Source organism: Billgrantia pellis (assembly GCF_008297955.1).
GTDB classification, from domain to species: domain Bacteria; phylum Pseudomonadota; class Gammaproteobacteria; order Pseudomonadales; family Halomonadaceae; genus Halomonas; species Halomonas pellis.
The window spans coordinates 397038-415021 of record NZ_VTPY01000002.1; the positions used below are offsets into that span (position 1 = coordinate 397038).

Genomic DNA, 17984 nt, shown 5'->3' on the forward strand with positions numbered 1-17984 from the left:
CATGACACAGACATATTCGAACCTGAACATCGACGATCGCGGCGTCGCCCGGCTGACGCTGAACCGTCCCGACGTACACAACGCCTTCGACGACAGTCTGATCGCCGAACTCAACGTGCATCTCGACAAGCTTCACGACGCTGCCCGCCACGGCGAGGTGCGCGTGGTGGTGCTGGGCTCCGAGGGCAAGAGTTTCTCCGCCGGCGCCGATCTGAACTGGATGAAGCGCATGGTGGAGTACGACTTCGAAGGCAACCTGGCCGACTCGCGCAAGCTCGCGAAGCTGATGCATGGCCTGGACACCCTGCCCTGCCCCACCGTGTGCCGCGTGCAGGGCGCCGCCTTCGGCGGCGCCGTGGGGCTGGCCGCCTGCTGCGACATCGTGATTGCCAGCGAGAAAGCCAAGTTCTGCCTCTCCGAGGTCAAGATCGGCCTCTCGCCGGCGGTAATCAGCCCCTACGTGCAGCGCGCCCTGGGCTCGCGCCAGATGCGCCGCTACGCGCTGACCGCCGAAGTGATCGACGCCGACCAGGCGCTGGAGCTGGGCCTGGCCCATCAGATCGTCGGTCACGACGCCATCGACGAGGCGGTCGAGGCGATGATCGCGACCCTGCTGGTCGGCTCGCCCCAGGCCCAGCGCGCCACCAAGGCGCTGCTGGCCGAAGTGGCCCGCGACGGTGACAGCAAGGCCACCCGCGAGCACACCTGCCGCGTGATCAGTGAGCTGCGCGTGAGCGCCGAAGGTCAAGAAGGCCTGACCAGCTTCTTCGAGAAGCGCCGCCCCGCCTGGGCCGACGACAACACGCATTCCTCGGAGCGCCGCTCATGAGCCAGACCGATTCCCGCACCACGCCCTTCGACACCCTGCTGGTGGCCAACCGCGGCGAGATCGCCTGCCGCGTGATGCGCACCGCCCGCGCCATGGGCCTGCGCACCGTGGCCGTGTACTCGGATGCCGACGCCAACGCGCGCCACGTGCGCGAAGCCGACGAGGCCGTGCGCCTGGGCCCGGCCGCCGCCCGCGAGAGCTACCTCAACGTGGAAGCCGTGGTGGAAGCCGCCAAGCGCACCGGCGCCGGCGCTATCCACCCCGGCTACGGCTTCCTCTCCGAGAACGGTGCCTTCGTCGAGGCGCTGGACGCCGCCGGCATCACCTTCGTCGGCCCGCCCGCCTCGGCGATCGCCGCCATGGGCGACAAATCCGCCGCCAAGGCGCGCATGGCCAACGCCGGCGTGCCGCTGGTGCCGGGCTACCACGGCGACGACCAGGACGACGCCCTGCTGCGCCGCGAAGCCGACAAGATCGGCTACCCGGTGCTGCTCAAGGCCAGCGCCGGCGGCGGCGGCAAGGGCATGCGCGTGGTGGAGAGCGGTGAGAACTTCCAGGCTGCGCTGGACGGCTGTCGCCGCGAATCCCAGGCCGCCTTCGGCGACACCCGCATGCTGATCGAGAAGTACCTGACCCAGCCGCGCCACGTCGAGGTTCAGGTGTTCTGCGACAGCCACGGCAACGGCGTCTACCTGTTCGAACGCGACTGCTCGGTGCAGCGCCGCCACCAGAAGGTGCTCGAAGAAGCCCCCGCCCCCGGTATGACCGCCGAGCTGCGCCGCGAGATGGGCGAAGCCGCCGTACGCGCCGCCAAGGAGATCGGCTACGTGGGCGCCGGTACCGTCGAGTTCTTATTAGACAAAGATGGGTCGTTCTACTTCATGGAGATGAACACCCGCCTGCAGGTGGAACACCCCGTTACCGAGATGATCACCGGCCAGGACCTGGTCGAGTGGCAGCTGCGCGTGGCCATGGGCGAAGCCCTTCCGCTCCAGCAGGACGAGCTGACCATTACCGGCCACAGCTTCGAGGCACGCCTCTACGCCGAAGACCCGGAGCAGGACTTCCTGCCCGCCACCGGCAAGCTCGAGCGCTTCGCCATGGACCTCAAGGGTGCCGGTCTCGATCCTGAACGGGTACGCCTGGACAGCGGTGTGGACACCGGCGATGTGGTCTCGATGCATTACGACCCCATGCTCGCCAAGCTGATCGTCCACGGCGACGACCGCGACCAGGCGCTCTCCACCCTCAACCGGGCGCTGGCCGCGCTGGACGTGCAGGGCGTGGTCACCAACCGCGCCTTCCTGCAGCGGCTGGCCACGCACCCCGCCTTCCGCAATGCGGAGCTGGACACCCGCTTCATCGAGAAGAACGAAGCCACTCTCTTCGCCCCCAAGCAGTACACCATCGAAGAGTACGCCGGCGCCGCCCTGATCGGCCTCAACCAGCTTGCCCGCGAGTGCGAGAGCGACTCCCCTTGGGACCGCCACGACGGCTTCCGCCTCAACGCCCCGCACACCATCCGCATCTCGCTTTGCGACCCGGCCCATGTGCAGAACGAAGCGAGCGTGGTGGTCGTGGAAGGCACCCGGGCCAGCGGCGCGGACCCGTGGGACCTGACCATTGGCGGCGAAACCCTCACCGCCCGCCTGCAGCACCTGGAGGGCGACGCCGTGGCCGTCACCCTTAACGGCCATCGCCGCCGCCTGCAGGCCCGGCGCGACGGTAACGTCGTCGTCATGGTCGATCCGCGTGGCGAAACCCGCCTGTTCTGGCGCCGCATCGACGCCATCGACCACGGCCACCACGAAACCGAATCGACCCTCACCGCACCGATGCACGGCACCGTGGTCGCACTGCTGGTGGAAGCCGGTCAGAAGGTGGAGAAAGGCATGCCGCTGATGGTCATGGAAGCCATGAAGATGGAACACACCATGACCGCCCCCGCCGACGGCCACGTGGAAAGCTTCCACTTCAACGCCGGCGATACGGTGGGACAAGGCGATGTACTGCTCGAGTTTGCTCCCACCGAGTAAGATTGGAGCGGAAACGAGAGCGTCAAGGCAAGTGCGCCGAGAGTAGCGGCGCCGGGAGCTGCCGTGAGCGAAGCTCATTTTTCAGGATGAAAAATGGAGCGCCCAGGGAGGGGTTCACAGCGATCTTCGCGAAAGGCAGCCCCCGGATCAGCCGCGGGCAAGGCCACCGGTCGCGTGCCGTGTACAGGATAGGAGAAAATTCGAATGGCATTTCCCAAGCACGTGCGCCTGGTCGAGGTCGGCCCCCGCGACGGGCTGCAGAACGAACCCAACCCGATCGACACGGCCACCAAGCTGGAACTGATCGACCGCCTGGTTGCCGCCGGCCTCAAGTACATCGAAGCGGCCAGCTTCGTCTCACCCAAGTGGGTGCCGCAGATGGCCGACCATCGCGACGTGATGACCGGCCTCACGCGTCGCCAAGGCGTCACCTATGCCGCCCTTACCCCTAACCTCAAGGGGCTGGAAGCGGCACTGGCGTGCGGCGTGGAGGAAGTGGCGGTCTTCGGCGCAGCTTCAGAGGCCTTCTCGCAGAAGAACATCAACTGCTCCGTGGCCGAATCCCTGGAGCGCTTCGCCCCGGTGCTGGAGCGAGCCAGAGAGGCAAACGTGCGAGTGCGCGGCTACGTCTCCTGCGTGCTCGGCTGCCCCTACGAAGGCGAGATCGCCCCGGTCAAGGTCGCTGATGTATCGAAAGCACTCTACGAGATGGGCTGCTACGAAGTCTCGCTGGGCGACACCATCGGCGTCGGTACCCCGCTCGCCGCCAAGCGCATGATCGAAGCCGTGAGCCGCGACATTCCCATGGACAAGCTCGCCGCCCACTTCCACGACACCTACGGCCAAGCAATCGCCAACCTCTACGCCGTGCTGGAAGAAGGCATCAGCGTGGTGGACAGCTCCGTCGCCGGCCTCGGCGGCTGCCCCTACGCCAAGGGCGCCTCCGGCAACGTGGCCAGTGAAGACGTCGTCTACCTGCTCAACGGCCTGGGCATCGACACCGGCATCGACCTCGACAAGCTCGCCGACACCGGTACCTGGATCACCCAGACCATCGGCCGACCGAACCGCTCCAAGGTCGGCGTGGCGCTGGCGGCTAAGTAATCAGGTGATAGAAACGAAAAGCCCCTGAGCCAGGTGACTGGCTTGGGGGCTTTGTCGTTCCCCAAACAAATTTCTACTCTCTATCTTTGATGAAGTCGATGAAAGCTCGCAAAGGTGTAGGCACCAATCTTCGGCCGGTGTAGCATAAATTAGGCCCGTTGAAGGAAGGCCACCATGGCTCCAGTACCGGATCGAGCTGCCCGCTATTTAGATAAGGCTGCAACCACTGCACAACAAGTTGAATAACGCTGCCAGCAACCGCTGCCTCGACAGCAAGTTCAACACCACGACCGATACTTACGGTCAAAGGTCCGGATGGTTATATTTCGAGCAACTCCCCGTCTTTCTCAAACTCCAGGAAGTCGCCGCCAAATTAAGAAAGCACCCAGCCAAGCAAGGGTATTCCAACAGGTCGCGCGGATGTTCTGATTGGCCCAGCCTATCCAGTAAAGTGATTGATGCGGCCGTTGCAAAACGTTGTTGTCGTGGACCGATTGGCATCGCAGTCATGTCCTGCTCAAGCCGTTCAACATAGCGAACACCAGCATCGAAACCGACCTCGATAACGTCTCCGGTCCTTGAAGGAAGAGCGCATTTGGCAATATCGGTTCGAGTCGTTGGGCTAGGCCCGAGCAGTCATCAGCCGCTGGATACAGCACTAGAGTCACATCAGCTGTTGGGCTGTGTGGCACACCGGGCACACCCGGCATTAGCTGCGTAGGTGTGCAGAAACCAAGGGGCATTACACCTGCAAAAGGCCGGGTCGAAGTCACTAATTATTTGTAGTGTAACAATTTTTTGAATTATAGCCAAATGGGCAATGAATAAGACTTAAACAGCCATGGTCTAAGGGTGATGAGACGGTATAGTTAATCCAGTAGATACCGTCTTGCAGACTTTCTGGAGTCATCAAGCAACCGTGATGACCCTTATACTTACATAGACGGATAGTCCTAAGACCAGCACGACCGGCAAACAGCACGCCCTACTGTTCAGCGCAAGGAGATTGGTTCACATGGATAATCATGATTACCGATTCAAGCCTTACACCCGCAACAGTATTAAAAGCGCACCGCAATGGAAACTATTAACGCCGTCACAGCAAGAGTCGGTTCTTGCAGTTTCACGCGTTCTACCTTTTCGAGTCAATGCTTACGTTTTAGATGAACTTATTGACTGGAGCAACATTCCAGATGATCCCATTTTCCGCCTAACGTTTCCGCATCGCGAAATGCTGCGAACTGAAGAGTATGAATTACTTTGCAATATTGAAAGTGGGCGTTCCGCAGGAAGCGAGGGGGAGCTCATAAAACGTATTCGAATGAATATGAATCCCCATCCTGCTGGGCAGCTTACACACAACGTCCCCTATCTTTATGGACAGCCTATCAAGGGTCTACAGCATAAATATCGGGAAACCGTGCTTTTCTTTCCAAGTGCAGGTCAGACCTGTCATGCATATTGCACGTTTTGCTTTCGCTGGCCGCAGTTCGTTGGTATGAACGAACTTAAATTCGACGCAAAAGATGCTCGGGCTCTTGTTGACTATTTGAAGGTTCACAAGGAGGTGACGGATGTTCTTATTACCGGTGGCGACCCGATGATAATGAATGCTCGTTCTCTGGCTGGCTACATTGAGCCTTTGTTGTCGGCTGATCTTTCTCATATACAGAATATTCGCATCGGCACAAAGTCCGTCGCGTACTGGCCACAACGCTTCGTTAGCGATCCCGATGCAGATGATGTCATGCGGCTGTTTGAAAAAGTCGTTGCATCAGGAAAGAATCTTGCTGTGATGGGGCATTACAACCATCCCGCCGAATTGCGCCCGGCGATAGCTCAACAAGCTGTTCGCAATATCATCGCTACCGGTGCAACGGTCCGAATGCAAGCACCGTTGATTCGCCATATTAATGAAGACCCAGCAGGTTGGGCAGAGCTCTGGACTGCCGGTGTAAAGCTCGGAGCGACTCCCTATTATATGTTCGTCGAGCGAGACACTGGGCCTCGAAGCTACTTTGAGGTGCCACTGGTCAAGGCTTATGAAGTCTTTCAGCAGGCTTATCAGCAGGTGTCGGGCCTAGCGCGGACAGTTCGCGGACCATCAATGAGCGCTCATCCTGGAAAGGTGGTGATAGACGGAATCGTAAAGTTGGCCGGTGAGAAAGTATTCGCGCTGCAGTTCTTACAGGCGAGAAATCCTAATTGGGTGCGCCGGCCTTTTTACGCACGCTTTGATCCGCATGCAACTTGGCTAGACCAACTACGGCCAGCATTTGGCGAGTCACGTTTCTTTTTTGAGCAGGAAGCTCATGCCGAGGTCAGCAGTATCATTTCCTCCTCGGCTTGGGATGACTCAACTATTTCTAGTACAAGCAATAGTGGCGTCGATAAACGCGCTTCTGTCTCGTGAGGAATTGATATGGATTCGTCAATCTTTGAGGTATATGCGCTTCGCTACGCAATGCATGAGGGTCGCAAAGCCAGTGAGAATTTCTTATTCCACGAGGACCAACATAGCAGTCCGATGCCTTTGTCCTTTTACCTGTGGGCAATTAAGGGCCTTGGTCGCACTGTTGTTGTCGACACGGGATTCGACGAGAGTATGGCCCGCAAAAGAGGTAGGACGTTTTTGCATAGTCCGAAAGACCTACTCTCCGACATCGGCATCAAGGCCGAAGATGTCACTGACGTGATCATCACGCATATGCACTATGACCACTGTGGCAATCTTGGACTGTTCCCAAAAGCCAAATATCACATACAAGAAGCTGAGATGGCTTACTGCACAGGTCGCTCAATGACCTATTCGCTTCTACGGAGGCCGTTCGAGTCGAAAAATATCAAAGATGCTATTGATTGCCTCTTCCAAGACAGATTGATCGTCCATGATGGAGACGTTGATCTTGGGGATGGTATCCGCTTGCATAACGTTGGGGGGCACACGAAGGGCATGCAGATCGTCAGCATCCCAACCCAGCGAGGGAACATCGTTCTCGCCAGCGATGCTGCCCATTTCTGGGAAAACATTAACCTACGAAGCCCTTTTCCAATCGTTGTGGACGTCCAGCAAATGTTCGCTGCTTATGACGTCATGGAGTGCTTGGCGGATGGCCCCTTTCACGTCATCCCCGGACACGACCCGAAGGTGCTTGAGATATTTCCGCGTCTTCCCAATAATGCGGATATTGCCATATTGCATGCGGAGCCTGTAGAAAATCATGGGTTGAGCCCGATTGCTAAAGGAGGGAACAAAGAGGCTGCAACGGTCAGTCGGATTGCCATCGTGGGGATGGGGCCGCGGGGCATAAGCGTGCTCGAAAAACTCATCAAGTATATTGAGGAGGTCAGTCTAGACGGCCAAGAAGTAGAAATCATGATGATTGATCCAGGCCCCTGTGGTGAAGGCGCTCATTCTTCAGATCAGCACGAGGATCTACTGATCAATACCGTGGCTTCACAGATCAGTATTTTCGGGCTTAATAGTCTGGTTAACGGGGCCCACGGCCCGTCACTTACTGAATGGGCGCGGCAAGCTGGGTATCGCCGCATCGGTAACCGCTATCGCATATCTAACTCCGGTGAAGGTGAAGCAATTAGCGACGCGGACTATCTTCCAAGAAGATTGTTGGGTCAGTATTTGGGGTGGGCGTTCGAGCAAATGACACGTTCTCTACCGGAACGAATCCAAATTAGGCACATCCGCCGTCGCGTTTTTGATCTTCGAAAGATAGACGACGAAACCTTTTTGCTTGAACTCGACGAAGGGACCCAACTCCTTGCGAATTACATAGTTCTTGCCACTGGTCATGGAACTCGGTCGCCCACGGAAACTGATCTCAAGTACCAATCGTTTGCCAGCACAGCTGAAAATATTAATCCGAGTGCTGCTTATTACAGATCGCCATACCCCACTGAAAACCTGGCCACTATCCATGAGAGGGCGTGCGTTGCCATCCAAGGACTTGGACTGACTGCCTACGATGTGATTTCCTCCCTTACCAGTGCACGTGGCGGATGGTTTCGCGAAACCAAAGACCGACTCGAATACATACCGTCCGGAAACGAACCCAGAATACTGCTTGTCTCTCGCAACTGCTTGCCATTTGCTGCAAGGGGGATCAACCAGAAAGGATTGACTGGAAGCCACCAGGCGGCATTCTTTACGCTAAAATCTGTTGACTCTCTACGCCATACCGCGATCGTTGCTCGTGGTAGCCCTCGTCTGAACTACGAACATGAAGTGCTACCACTCATTAAGCTAGAGATGGCTTATGCTTACCGCTTGGCCCTACAAGATGGAAAGGTCGACCCCGCAGAGTTCGTGCCATCCGACGAGGAATGCGAGGCTATAGATAGATTGCTTGATCCGCTCGCATACGAGAAGTTTTCGTCGCTAGAGCACTTTCGCGACTACTTCCGTCGGCAGGTCGAAGAGGATCTCAGGCATGCCTGTCTCGGGAACCTAACTAGCCCAGTCAAAGCGGCAGCTGATGTGCTTCGAGATACACGCGAAGCCTTGCGTGCTGCAGTGGAGTTTGGCGGCCTTACCCCTTCATCTCACCGTGTTTTCGTTGAGTCCTTCGTTCCAACAGCGAACAGAATTTCTTTCGGGCCACCCAAGCAGCGAAACGCCGAACTGTTAGCACTGATGGAAGCTGGAGTACTAAGCGTAGCCGGCGGCCCTGGCAATGAAATTGAGTTGGATCGCGAGCGCGGGCAGTTTTGCATCGTTAGCCGGTTAGGAAAGGAACCAGCACGAGACTATGCTGATGTGCTGATTTCAGCCCGTCTAGATGTGTACTCACCGCTTACGGACTCCAGTCCTCTATCCAATAATTTGCTGGCTAGCGGCATCGCCCGGCCTTACCTCAACGGCGACTATCATCCAGGCGGGCTCGACATTAGCCAGGATCTCAAAGTCATTGACTCAAAGGGCTGCGTTCACGACCGCCTCTGGGCGATCGGAATCCCGATTGAAGGCCCGCATTTTTATACTCATGCCCTGCCGCGCTCCTCTAAAGCGTCCCGGTTTTCTCTCGACGCTGAGCAGTGTGCTCTGCAGATAGTGGAAGTGCTTTCACGCAGACATGCCTCGCCTTCGGTAAAGAATCAGATGGAAGAGGAGCATAAGAAAAAGCACCAGTTACAACCGGCTCGCACCGAGGAAGCCACTAAGAAAATTGCTTGATAACCCATCGCTTACTATCGATAAGCGCAATAAGAGGGCTCCGAAATGAAAACGTACCGGCCGTCCCACACTATTGATAAACCGTTGCCGGCCCTACATGAGTTGCACCCCTGCTTGGCTGCCCTCACGTTGTCGTTGGCATCTGCAGTGGCATTGGGCATCACGCGGTTTTCCTATGGTCTGTTACTACCGCCAATGCGAGAGGACCTTAACTGGAGCTACACTCTAGCGGGGTCTCTGAACACAAGTAACGCTGTAGGATATTTGGCCGGTGCGTTGCTTGCGCCCTTGGTATTGCGCTGGATTGGCGTGTCACGCTTGCTGACATTGAGCACCGTGTTAGCTGGTATCTTCATGCTCCTATCGGGTACCACTTTGGTAGCTGATGTGCTTCTTGTCTTGCGGGTATGCTCAGGGGTGGTGAGTTCCTTTATTTTTATAGCAGGAGGTGTATTGGCTTCCAGAATCAGTTCGATGCACTCTAAGCGCTCTGGCCTCCTATTAGGTATTTACTATGGCGGCACAGGGTTGGGAATTGTACTGTCTTCATTATTAATCCCTGTGCTTTTAAACGCTGCCCAAGTATATGGGCATGCCCATGCGTGGCAATGGACCTGGTACGGGCTAGGCCTGCTTTGCTTTGTCGCAGCTGGGCTGATGGCACCGCTGGCTAAGGCGATCAGCAGCAGTCCGGGTAGCTCAACCCAGCGCCACCAATACGATCTGCGTCGCTTCAGCTGGGCGTTAGGGGGCTACTTCCTATTTGGGGTGGGCTGCATTGGGTACATGACTTTTGTGGTCGCGTTGCTGAAAGAGCAACAGATGCAACCCTGGCTCATAACTCTTTTTTATTCAGTATTGGGTGTTGCTGTGATGGCTTCTTCTCGCCTTTGGGCGGGTTTGTTAAGCCGATACAAAGGTGGTCAAGCGCTAGCCATCCTGAACGCGGTTTTGGCAGGCGCGACACTTTTACCAATCCTAGCTGGTTCTGTGCCATTGGCATTCTTATCAGGACTGGTGTTCGGTGGCGTCTTCATGTCCGTCGTCGCTTCAACAACAGCCTTGGTGCGGCACAACCTGGATGAACAATACTGGTCGGCCGCTATAAGCGCTTTTACTGTGGTTTTTGCATTCGGTCAGATTATCGGACCGCTGCTTGTTGGTTGGTTGGCTGATGGACCTGGTGGACTAGAGCAAGGACTCGCTGTATCAGCTGGTGCATTGGCTGTTGGCGCCCTTTTGGCCTGGCGGCAAAAGCCACTGAAGTAAACGGCTCGAATAATATCGCATAAAATAAGAGAGACTTCCATGAAAGAACATACAGGCGGATGCTTGTGCGGTGCAGTGAGATACGCTTTTACCGGTGAGCCTCGATTTGTCTCATTATGCCACTGCACGCATTGTCAAAAGCTAAGTGGCGGAAGTTATACAATCAATCTCCTTATACAAGAACAAGACTTTAAGCAACAGGGAGCAACCGCGTTGTTTGAAGACAGTGGTGATAGTGGACACCCAGTGCAGCGCCATTTTTGCGGAGACTGTGGATCACACATCTTTGCAAAAATTTCATCAGCTCCAGGAAAAATCGTGCTAAAGGGAGGGACTCTCGATCACCCCAACGACTTTACCCCGCAAGCTGAAATATATACATGTCGAGCTTCTGAGTGGCTGTTGCCTGTTGAGAAGACGCAACGCTTTGATCTAGGCATATAATCCAGCCGGCTATGCGCCGGGTTTATAAGCGACGAATCTGAAATGAATAAGGAGATTGTAATGAACGAAGCCCAGTATGATGAAGAATTAAAGTCCGCGCTTACCGCTGCTGTTGGAACGACTTACGTACAAGGTGGCATCAAGCGTACCGTCCTACAAAAAGCGCAGTTTCCCGAGGGCTACACTATCAATTTTAATTTGATTGAAGTTCCGGCGGGGAATAGCGCAGCTCCTCATGTCCATCCTGGTTTGGAAATTACCTATGTGCTTGAAGGCGAGTTCGATCTCGTTACACAAGGCAAGCCGGACCGCCGTTTTACTCCAGGTATGTCTTACATGGTCTCTGATCAAGATGTTCACTACGCCAGGGTGTTGAGTGATATTCCAATGAAACTACTTTGTGTTTTTGTCAACAAGGAAAGCGAACCGGTTGCCCGAGTAGTCGGAAAGGCAGAGGCGCGTTAGTAGGTAGATCCCAAAAACCTGCCAATACGGCAGGTTTTTGGGCAATTTGTTACGAGTCATCCGGATAACGGATTCACCGTACGGAGTGCTAACATGATTCTGCACGACTACTTTCGATCCTCGTCCGCTTTCAGGGTTCGCATTGCTTTGAATATTAAAGGAATCGGTTATGAAACTAAAGTCCAGGACCTAGATCAACAGTCCAATCGATCAAAGGGTTATTTAAGAGTGAATGGCTTCGGATTGATACCTGCTTTAGAAGATGGCGAAGTGCGTATTGCCCAATCAGGAGCTATCATCGAGTACCTTGAGGAAAAGTATTCCAGCCCGGCCTTGCTGCCTCTTGATCCAGCTGGGCGAGCCCGGGTCAGAAGCCTTTTTTATCAAATTGTATGCGATACCCATCCTCTCACGACTCGGAGAGTGGCTAGTTACCTCCAGCAGAATATTAATGCGACACAAAACGATGTTAGCATGTGGAAGTTGGCTTGGCTGCGTGACGGGCTTATGGGTATGGAGGAGGTGCTCGCTTCTAACTCCACCGGTGATTTTTGCCACGGTAACCAGCCCACACTTGCTGACATCGGGCTGGCTCCTCAAGTCTATTCGGCATTATCGCTGGGTCTGCGGCTTGACGACATGCCGACCGTCTCTCGGATTTACTCGATGTGCTTAGAGCTTCCCGCTTTTCAAAGGGCGCATCCGGACAACTGCTGAGATCAGCGACTACAGAGGGAAGCAGCACCGTGCGGAAGATGACTAATGAGTATCGTGCAGGTGCCTACAGTGCCACACTTGTTTAACTCCCTGGCCAGACTCCAAAACATTGTTGCGCTCATTGTTGCGCTCCGGATCAGACGTCGAAGCGTGCCCATAACCCAGCGCGGCTTAGCAAGCACGTAATTCACCGTAGGTAGGGCGGCGATCGGTATGGGGTCCGTCATTATGCGAGTCCAATCGACGAAGCCGATCTATAAGACGAGTTAGAGCTGGCTCGGCCGGCCTGTCCCTCAGAAGTAAATATGTCGACAGTCGATATTGTGGGTCAGCAAGTGGTCGGCTGCGAATAAGGGTATCCCGGCTGGTTTGCATCTGCGACTCACCAATCAGTGCCAAAGCATAGCCAGCCGAAACCAAAGACATCATCAGGCTAAACGAAGCTACACGTTGCACAGGTAGTGGTAGTCCCAGAGAGTTCTGTAGAAAAAGCTTTTCAATTTGAGCGTTGTAGCCTGCGCAGCTTTCTGCATGCCCTAGCAGAAGCGGGTACCTCAACACATCTTCGGCACGAATCTGTTTGTAGGCTAGTAACGGATGATCAACAGGCATAGCGACATGCAATGGCTCTGTCCATGCCAGCTCAGTACGCAATCCATGGTTACGGTCGCTACTTTGGCAAAGTCCGCAATCGTAAAGATCATCGCTTAAGCCCTTGACCTGATGAGCAAGCGATACTTCGTCAAAATGGATTCCCAGGTCAGGCTCTTCCAGACAAGTCAGAGCGACCAACGAAGCGAGCCTAGGGGTAGAAATCCCATCCGACAGCGCAATACGCAACCTTCCATCGCAACCTGCCGCTGCGGCACGTATCCCGTCGCGTGCCTGCTCCAAAAGTAAAAAAACCCGCGGGGCCTGCTGAAGCAACGAGGCGCCAGCTGCCGTCAAGCGCGTGCTACGCGTCGTACGAGTGAAAAGTTGTGCACCAACGTCTTCCTCAAGCTCCTTGATCGTCCTCGAAAGAGGAGATTGGTCTATGTGTAGCTTCTCTGCGGCTCGTGTGAAGTGCAATTCATTAGCCACAGCCAGGAAACAGCGCAGGTGTCTAAGCTCCATCACGATGTCCTTTGTCAGCAACCTAGTGCCAAGCTACGTGGGCTTGCGCAGTCTCAGCAATTGTCTAAAATGACAAAATAGATTCCATTTAGGACACTGCTTATGCAATTCGCAATCGCCGTACCGAAAGGGGCTCTTGCTGCCAGCGTTGGTGCTACGCTGGATGTTTTGACGGTGGCAAGCCGCTGTGCATGCGCTCAAGGGAAGCCACCACTCACGTGGGGAGTGTTTTCTACTCAGAGACAGGTAGCGCTTTCAGCGGGCATGACTCTGCCTGCTCTGCCTCTCGAAGAAGTGAGGAACTTCTCGAATGCGATATTGGTGATTCCAGGCATTGGGCTGGATCATCCAGCACTCAACGCCGAAGCCGATATAGTGGATCGCTTCCGTGATTCTAATATTTGGCAAAGACTGCTTTTGGCAGATGCACATGTGTTCGCAAAGCTGGCACGTGCCCATCATGATGCTGGAGGTGCGGTCGCTGCGTCTTGCTCTGGTGTTTTGCTATTGGCTCAGGCTGGCATTCTTGATAGCCGAACAGTAACAACCCACTGGAGACTCGGCGGATTCTTCCAGAAACACTTTCCTAAGGTGAAAGTCGACACCCGACAGATGCTTATCGATGACAAGAACGTCATCAGCGCCGGTGCTGCTATGGCGCAGATGGACCTCATGCTTTACCTAATCCGTAAGCAGGTGGGGCGTAATATTGCCGATATGGCAATGAAATATTTTCTAATTGACTGCCGTCCCACTCAAGCCCGCTACAGGGTATGGGACCACTTACGGTCGGGTGAAGACGACGTGACTTCCCGTTTCGAAACGCTGATTGAAACTAGCTTGCCGGATGTGCCTACGATCGCTGAGGCAGCAAAAATTTTAAATCTAACCCATCGAACCTTGGCTAGGCGCATCGTTAAAGCAACAGGCTCAAGCCCTCAAGTGCTTATCAATACAGTCCGTATGCGTCATGCCCATCGCTTGCTGGCTACCGGTAGTCTCACGCTAGATGAAATTGCATACCGTGTCGGATATGCCAATGTTTCGTCGCTTTGGAAGTTGACACTTAAGATGGAGCAGACAACTCCGGCATCGCTTAAGCGAAAGGTATCGGTCCCGGGTGAGTAACTACTCGTTTGGTAAATAATTCTGGTTTTTGGGTTTGCCATTCTTTCATCGCTGCAATCGCTGATAGGTAGTATAGAGTCTTCTGCGGCTCTCGCACTGCCGTTAACGCTGGAAGAAGTGTTGCTCCACGTAAGAAGGAAGTCAGGTAAACGGCAAAAAATACTGCTTAACTCTAGGGAGCCCACGGGGTGTGGGGTCAGACGGATTTCATTACTGCACACATCTCATGCCTATTGACACCTGCATCAATACAGGTACATTGATACATGAGAGGCTTTCTCTCAAACACATAAGGAAAACCACCATGGCTCTTAAACCAGGTCCAAAGCCAACTGCCAAGTCAACAGGAAAACTTGATCAACGCCGACGTGATAATAAAAACACTCCGGGAAATACTCCGGAATTAAAACCTAGCAAATCCTCAAAAAATTGGCCTCCTGATTAATGACAAAAGCTACCGTGATGGTAGCTTTTTAATTATATCGTACGAAGTGACCAGCGTGAAGATATACGCCGCGGGCCACCCCCTGCTCCACCAGGGTGGCGGCGCACAACAAGCCACGCTGCGCATCGCTGCGGTAAGCCCGGGGCAGCCCGAACAGCGCCGTGCCCCCTTCCTCCAGGCTGCCGCCGAAATGCTGCACCCAGCTCGCCAGCGCCGAGGGATCGGCCGCCACGGCATGCAGCTGAATCAGTACGCGCGCACTCTCCATCTCCTCGATATCGGAAGCGACAACGGCAGCCTCTTCGGCCTCTGCCGACAGCGCCTCGACCTCCACCTCGTAGATCTCGGCCAGATGGCGAGCGGTACGATACAACACCGCCTTGCCACTCTCCGCCCGCTTGATGGAAGCGATAGAGACGCACAAGCGACGATCAAAACAGTACTCGGCCAGCGCCTCCTGACTCAGGCCCAGCCGCTTGCGGTGCTGCTTCAAGCGCTCACGATCCAGCTGCAGGCGCCCGGCTTGGGGGATGATCAATTTGGGGTCCTTTGCTGGGTGGGGGCACGTGTCAGGTGAAAATCATAACTGTATGGTACGTCTATGCAAAGTGAACCGATCAGCAATTATTTAAATTAAAATAGGCGAGTAACGACAATTAAAGCAAAACTTAAAGCTTCAATTTGTTTTTGAAGTAACTATTAAAGCGTCGTTCATACCAAACATGGATTTTCCAATTTCGCTTTCTATTCTCACCTCAGGTTTATAGCCTAATTGAATAATTTTACGAAACAAGCATCCTAGGACACTTCTATCATTTTCTGGCTTACCGTCTAACATTTTCAAAGAAAGGAAATTCGAATTTCTTATAGGTCTAAAAAGAGCCTTGCCTTCCATTGATTTTATGCTGCTATAAGCATCTACATGGTCCATGTATGAAGCCTTCACAAAAGCAACACCTTCCTCAACAGAAAGAAGCGCCAACTCCTCAAAAGATAAAATCTCAAAATCATTATTGCGACATACAACAACATTCGCCACATCTATAGGATCAATGTCAAAATAACATAAACTATAAGCCAATTGACATTTCTCCAAAGGCGTGATGCCTTTTTCATGTAGTATTTCAATTTGTTCCTTGGCCCAAGACTCAATTGCTTGGGGAGAGGCAGAAAACTTTAAACCCTCCCGCCGCGCTGACTTAGGAAGATAATTAACATATCCAATAAAATCCTCACCGCTGCGACCATGAACACTGCTACAAAGATTACCAACAGTTCGCACGTTTAGGAAACTTTGCTCCACGTGGGATGAAGTGGAAATAGCAGCCAAACCATGCCACAGACCATCCTCAACTATTGGCCTTAATCTTTCCACATTATTGGATATATAATTTGAAACGTATGTTGATTGGTATTTGGCATAAGATATTCTATCCAACCAACACTGGTAATCATCTTGCAGAAGAATATTTCTATGTATCTCAGTATAATCACAGTTTCCAACTTTGAAAAAAACAGAAACATCCAAAGCCGCACAGAGTGAAGAAATAAAATCAGCAGCATTAATTTTTAAATTTTCAGCCCCAGCAACATTTCGTTTAACCTCTACTTCCTCATGATTTACTAAAATCTCTGGTTTCAAATCAAGCTTAACCTGTGTAGAAATATCTGTTTTAAAATCATCGGGCTTTGTGTTCTTAAGCAGTGGACGCAAAGATAGACCGCGATTGAAATTTAGCTGCCAAACATCTGAAGAGCCACCATTCCACGGCCTACTAGCAACAACAACCTTTTCAGCCCCCATGAAAACAGAGTAAAAACCGATACCAAACTGTCCAACAGCCTTAAACTTAGAGGATCTCAGTCCAGGAAACTCACTATGCACTAGCGTAGAAGTCCAAAAACTAGTACCAAAATCCAATAGCGGCCCTATCAGAACCCTTTTTGACATTCCGACGCCGTCGTCTTCAATACACAAGCAGTAGCCTGTCGAGCTTTTTTCCAAACTTATTAATATCTTACCTTTAAAATCTTTTTCCAGCTCTTTTCGTGCTTGTATGGAGTCTCGGGCGTTTTGTATCAACTCTCTAACCATGACCTCGAATTTATCGCAACTCTCACCATATAATTTTTCCCCACCAAGTGTCCTTACGAGATTTTCTATATTCCCCACATAAACTTCTGCCATGCAGGGAGACCAGCCCTCGGTTTGAATATACTTAGACATTAACTCTGGAGATTCAACCCCCTTAACTCGCTTAACTTGAAAAAGTGCCTGCTGGCTCCTTGTTTCAAGTAGAGCATTTGATGCTCTTATTTCTTTTTCAACCATACAAACCGCATCATAAGCTACCCACCATGCTTCTGATTCGTTTTCTAGAAACCTGTGAGTTGAAGTAAAAATCAGTGTTGATCCAGTGCTATCAGATTGATCTACATCCACTGATGCTAATTTATTTTGCGCCTTCCAGTGTGTAAAAGAGACTCCTCTCCTTTTAATTAGCGCATGGAGAAAATCAGGAGCTCTTTCATTATCAATATGTGCCGCATCAGCGCAACGTAACATGCAGGCGATTTTTATAGGATCTATGCGCCAATCCCTTGGAAAACCAGGTAAAGCGTTTACTTGCAAGGGCAATTTGTTAGAAACTTCTTCTATGGACCAGTGATGACTAGCCGCTATTTGCCCTATCAGCCTCCCCAAATGCTTTCGAAAAAAACTATTTTCAATCAAAAACAAAGGACTTTTACTTTCAGGATCCAACCAGCTTTTTTCGGTTAACGACTCTGCCTGATGAGCATGAAGATACCTTAACGCGGCAAAATCTGAAATTTGTACTGCCTCATCATAGGCCACGCTATCCAAAACACTGGCTAAAGTATCTTTCCAAATAGCTGTACTGCGGACCTCTTCTACACCACCATCGTAAGCTTCGAAACACAATGCTGAATCGTGCAAAAGTATTGCACCGCCGAAAACATACGCTTCTATCGGATTAAATGGATAACTATCTCCACATATTAGATCAGCAACTTCCCACAAAGCATCCAAATGGCTAACATCATGCTGCGTCAGCCCAGGAAGTGTTCCTGAAATTTTAGAGACCAGGTGGGCTGTCTTTTCTCTAAAATTCATGTAAGAAGCCCGCAACTCTTCTCTCTTTTCGTTAAACTGGCCACTCTTTACGCCTAGAGTATTATTCCATAACGCGGTATTCCCAACTCTTTCAAAAGACAAAA

General features: G+C 53.0%; 13 protein-coding genes. 10 read left to right on the forward strand and 3 right to left on the reverse strand.

The window, feature by feature from the left end; translation table 11 throughout:
- The first annotated feature begins 1 nt into the window (after position 1).
- The 9 genes from F0A17_RS05390 to maiA all read left to right on the forward strand — a co-directional run bounded on the left by F0A17_RS05390 (position 2) and on the right by maiA (position 12055).
- Positions 2-829 (forward strand): enoyl-CoA hydratase-related protein, encoded by an 828-nt coding sequence (locus F0A17_RS05390; protein WP_149327323.1) that lies wholly within the window; start codon positions 2-4, stop codon positions 827-829.
- Entirely contained in the window at positions 826-2865 is a 2040-nt protein-coding gene (locus F0A17_RS05395; RefSeq protein WP_149327324.1) for an acetyl/propionyl/methylcrotonyl-CoA carboxylase subunit alpha, read from the forward strand. The genes F0A17_RS05390 and F0A17_RS05395 overlap by 4 nt, the downstream gene beginning before the upstream one ends.
- Positions 2866-3069: 204 nt before the next feature.
- The gene (locus tag F0A17_RS05400; RefSeq protein WP_149327325.1) at positions 3070-3969 is read left to right on the forward strand and encodes a hydroxymethylglutaryl-CoA lyase; all 900 of its coding nucleotides are present in this window, start codon (positions 3070-3072) and stop codon (positions 3967-3969) included.
- A 1015-nt stretch (positions 3970-4984) separates the two neighbouring features.
- Entirely contained in the window at positions 4985-6382 is a 1398-nt protein-coding gene (locus tag F0A17_RS05405; protein ID WP_223111502.1) for a KamA family radical SAM protein, read from the forward strand.
- A gap of 9 nt (positions 6383-6391) precedes the next feature.
- Positions 6392-9160: an FAD/NAD(P)-binding protein gene (locus tag F0A17_RS05415; protein ID WP_223111503.1), complete on the forward strand. Its 2769-nt coding sequence runs from the start codon at positions 6392-6394 to the stop codon at positions 9158-9160.
- Positions 9161-9205: 45 nt separating this feature from the next.
- Positions 9206-10429 (forward strand): YbfB/YjiJ family MFS transporter, encoded by a 1224-nt coding sequence (locus F0A17_RS05420; RefSeq protein WP_149327326.1) that lies wholly within the window; start codon positions 9206-9208, stop codon positions 10427-10429.
- 39 nt (positions 10430-10468) lie between these two features.
- Positions 10469-10873 (forward strand): GFA family protein, encoded by a 405-nt coding sequence (locus tag F0A17_RS05425; protein ID WP_149327327.1) that lies wholly within the window; start codon positions 10469-10471, stop codon positions 10871-10873.
- A gap of 60 nt (positions 10874-10933) precedes the next feature.
- Positions 10934-11338: a cupin domain-containing protein gene (locus F0A17_RS05430; RefSeq protein ID WP_149327328.1), complete on the forward strand. Its 405-nt coding sequence runs from the start codon at positions 10934-10936 to the stop codon at positions 11336-11338.
- Positions 11339-11431: 93 nt separating this feature from the next.
- Positions 11432-12055, forward strand: a complete 624-nt coding sequence (gene maiA / locus F0A17_RS05435) for a maleylacetoacetate isomerase (RefSeq protein ID WP_149327329.1) — start codon at positions 11432-11434, stop codon at positions 12053-12055.
- A gap of 171 nt (positions 12056-12226) precedes the next feature.
- Here the strand turns inward: maiA and F0A17_RS05440 are convergent, their stop codons facing one another.
- Complete coding sequence (locus F0A17_RS05440) at positions 12227-13171, reverse strand: LysR family transcriptional regulator (protein WP_149327330.1); 945 nt, start codon at positions 13169-13171, stop codon at positions 12227-12229.
- Positions 13172-13273: 102 nt separating this feature from the next.
- Here F0A17_RS05440 and F0A17_RS05445 point away from each other — a divergent pair, with 102 nt between their 5' ends.
- On the forward strand, positions 13274-14299 hold the full coding sequence (locus F0A17_RS05445; RefSeq protein WP_149327331.1) for a GlxA family transcriptional regulator: 1026 nt from the start codon (positions 13274-13276) through the stop codon (positions 14297-14299).
- A 473-nt stretch (positions 14300-14772) separates the two neighbouring features.
- On the opposite strand, the gene F0A17_RS05450 is transcribed toward F0A17_RS05445, so the two are convergent.
- Positions 14773-15282 carry a helix-turn-helix transcriptional regulator gene (locus F0A17_RS05450; protein WP_223111505.1) on the reverse strand — a complete coding sequence of 170 codons (510 nt, stop codon included), beginning with the start codon at positions 15280-15282 and terminating at the stop codon, positions 14773-14775.
- A 138-nt stretch (positions 15283-15420) separates the two neighbouring features.
- Entirely contained in the window at positions 15421-17982 is a 2562-nt protein-coding gene (locus F0A17_RS05455) for an HD domain-containing protein (RefSeq protein ID WP_228716818.1), read from the reverse strand.
- Positions 17983-17984: the final 2 nt, after the last annotated feature.

What these genes read in the sequence shown, in the direction of transcription:
- F0A17_RS05390 (WP_149327323.1), top strand. Translation starts at nt 2, where the DNA reads ATGACACAGACATATTCGAACCTGAACATCGACGATCGCGGCGTCGCC.
- F0A17_RS05395 (WP_149327324.1), top strand. Translation starts at nt 826, where the DNA reads ATGAGCCAGACCGATTCCCGCACCACGCCCTTCGACACCCTGCTGGTG.
- F0A17_RS05400 (WP_149327325.1), top strand. Translation starts at nt 3,070, where the DNA reads ATGGCATTTCCCAAGCACGTGCGCCTGGTCGAGGTCGGCCCCCGCGAC.
- F0A17_RS05405 (WP_223111502.1), top strand. Translation starts at nt 4,985, where the DNA reads ATGGATAATCATGATTACCGATTCAAGCCTTACACCCGCAACAGTATT.
- F0A17_RS05415 (WP_223111503.1), top strand. Translation starts at nt 6,392, where the DNA reads ATGGATTCGTCAATCTTTGAGGTATATGCGCTTCGCTACGCAATGCAT.
- F0A17_RS05420 (WP_149327326.1), top strand. Translation starts at nt 9,206, where the DNA reads ATGAAAACGTACCGGCCGTCCCACACTATTGATAAACCGTTGCCGGCC.
- F0A17_RS05425 (WP_149327327.1), top strand. Translation starts at nt 10,469, where the DNA reads ATGAAAGAACATACAGGCGGATGCTTGTGCGGTGCAGTGAGATACGCT.
- F0A17_RS05430 (WP_149327328.1), top strand. Translation starts at nt 10,934, where the DNA reads ATGAACGAAGCCCAGTATGATGAAGAATTAAAGTCCGCGCTTACCGCT.
- maiA (WP_149327329.1), top strand. Translation starts at nt 11,432, where the DNA reads ATGATTCTGCACGACTACTTTCGATCCTCGTCCGCTTTCAGGGTTCGC.
- F0A17_RS05440 (WP_149327330.1), bottom strand. Translation starts at nt 13,171, where the DNA reads ATGGAGCTTAGACACCTGCGCTGTTTCCTGGCTGTGGCTAATGAATTG.
- F0A17_RS05445 (WP_149327331.1), top strand. Translation starts at nt 13,274, where the DNA reads ATGCAATTCGCAATCGCCGTACCGAAAGGGGCTCTTGCTGCCAGCGTT.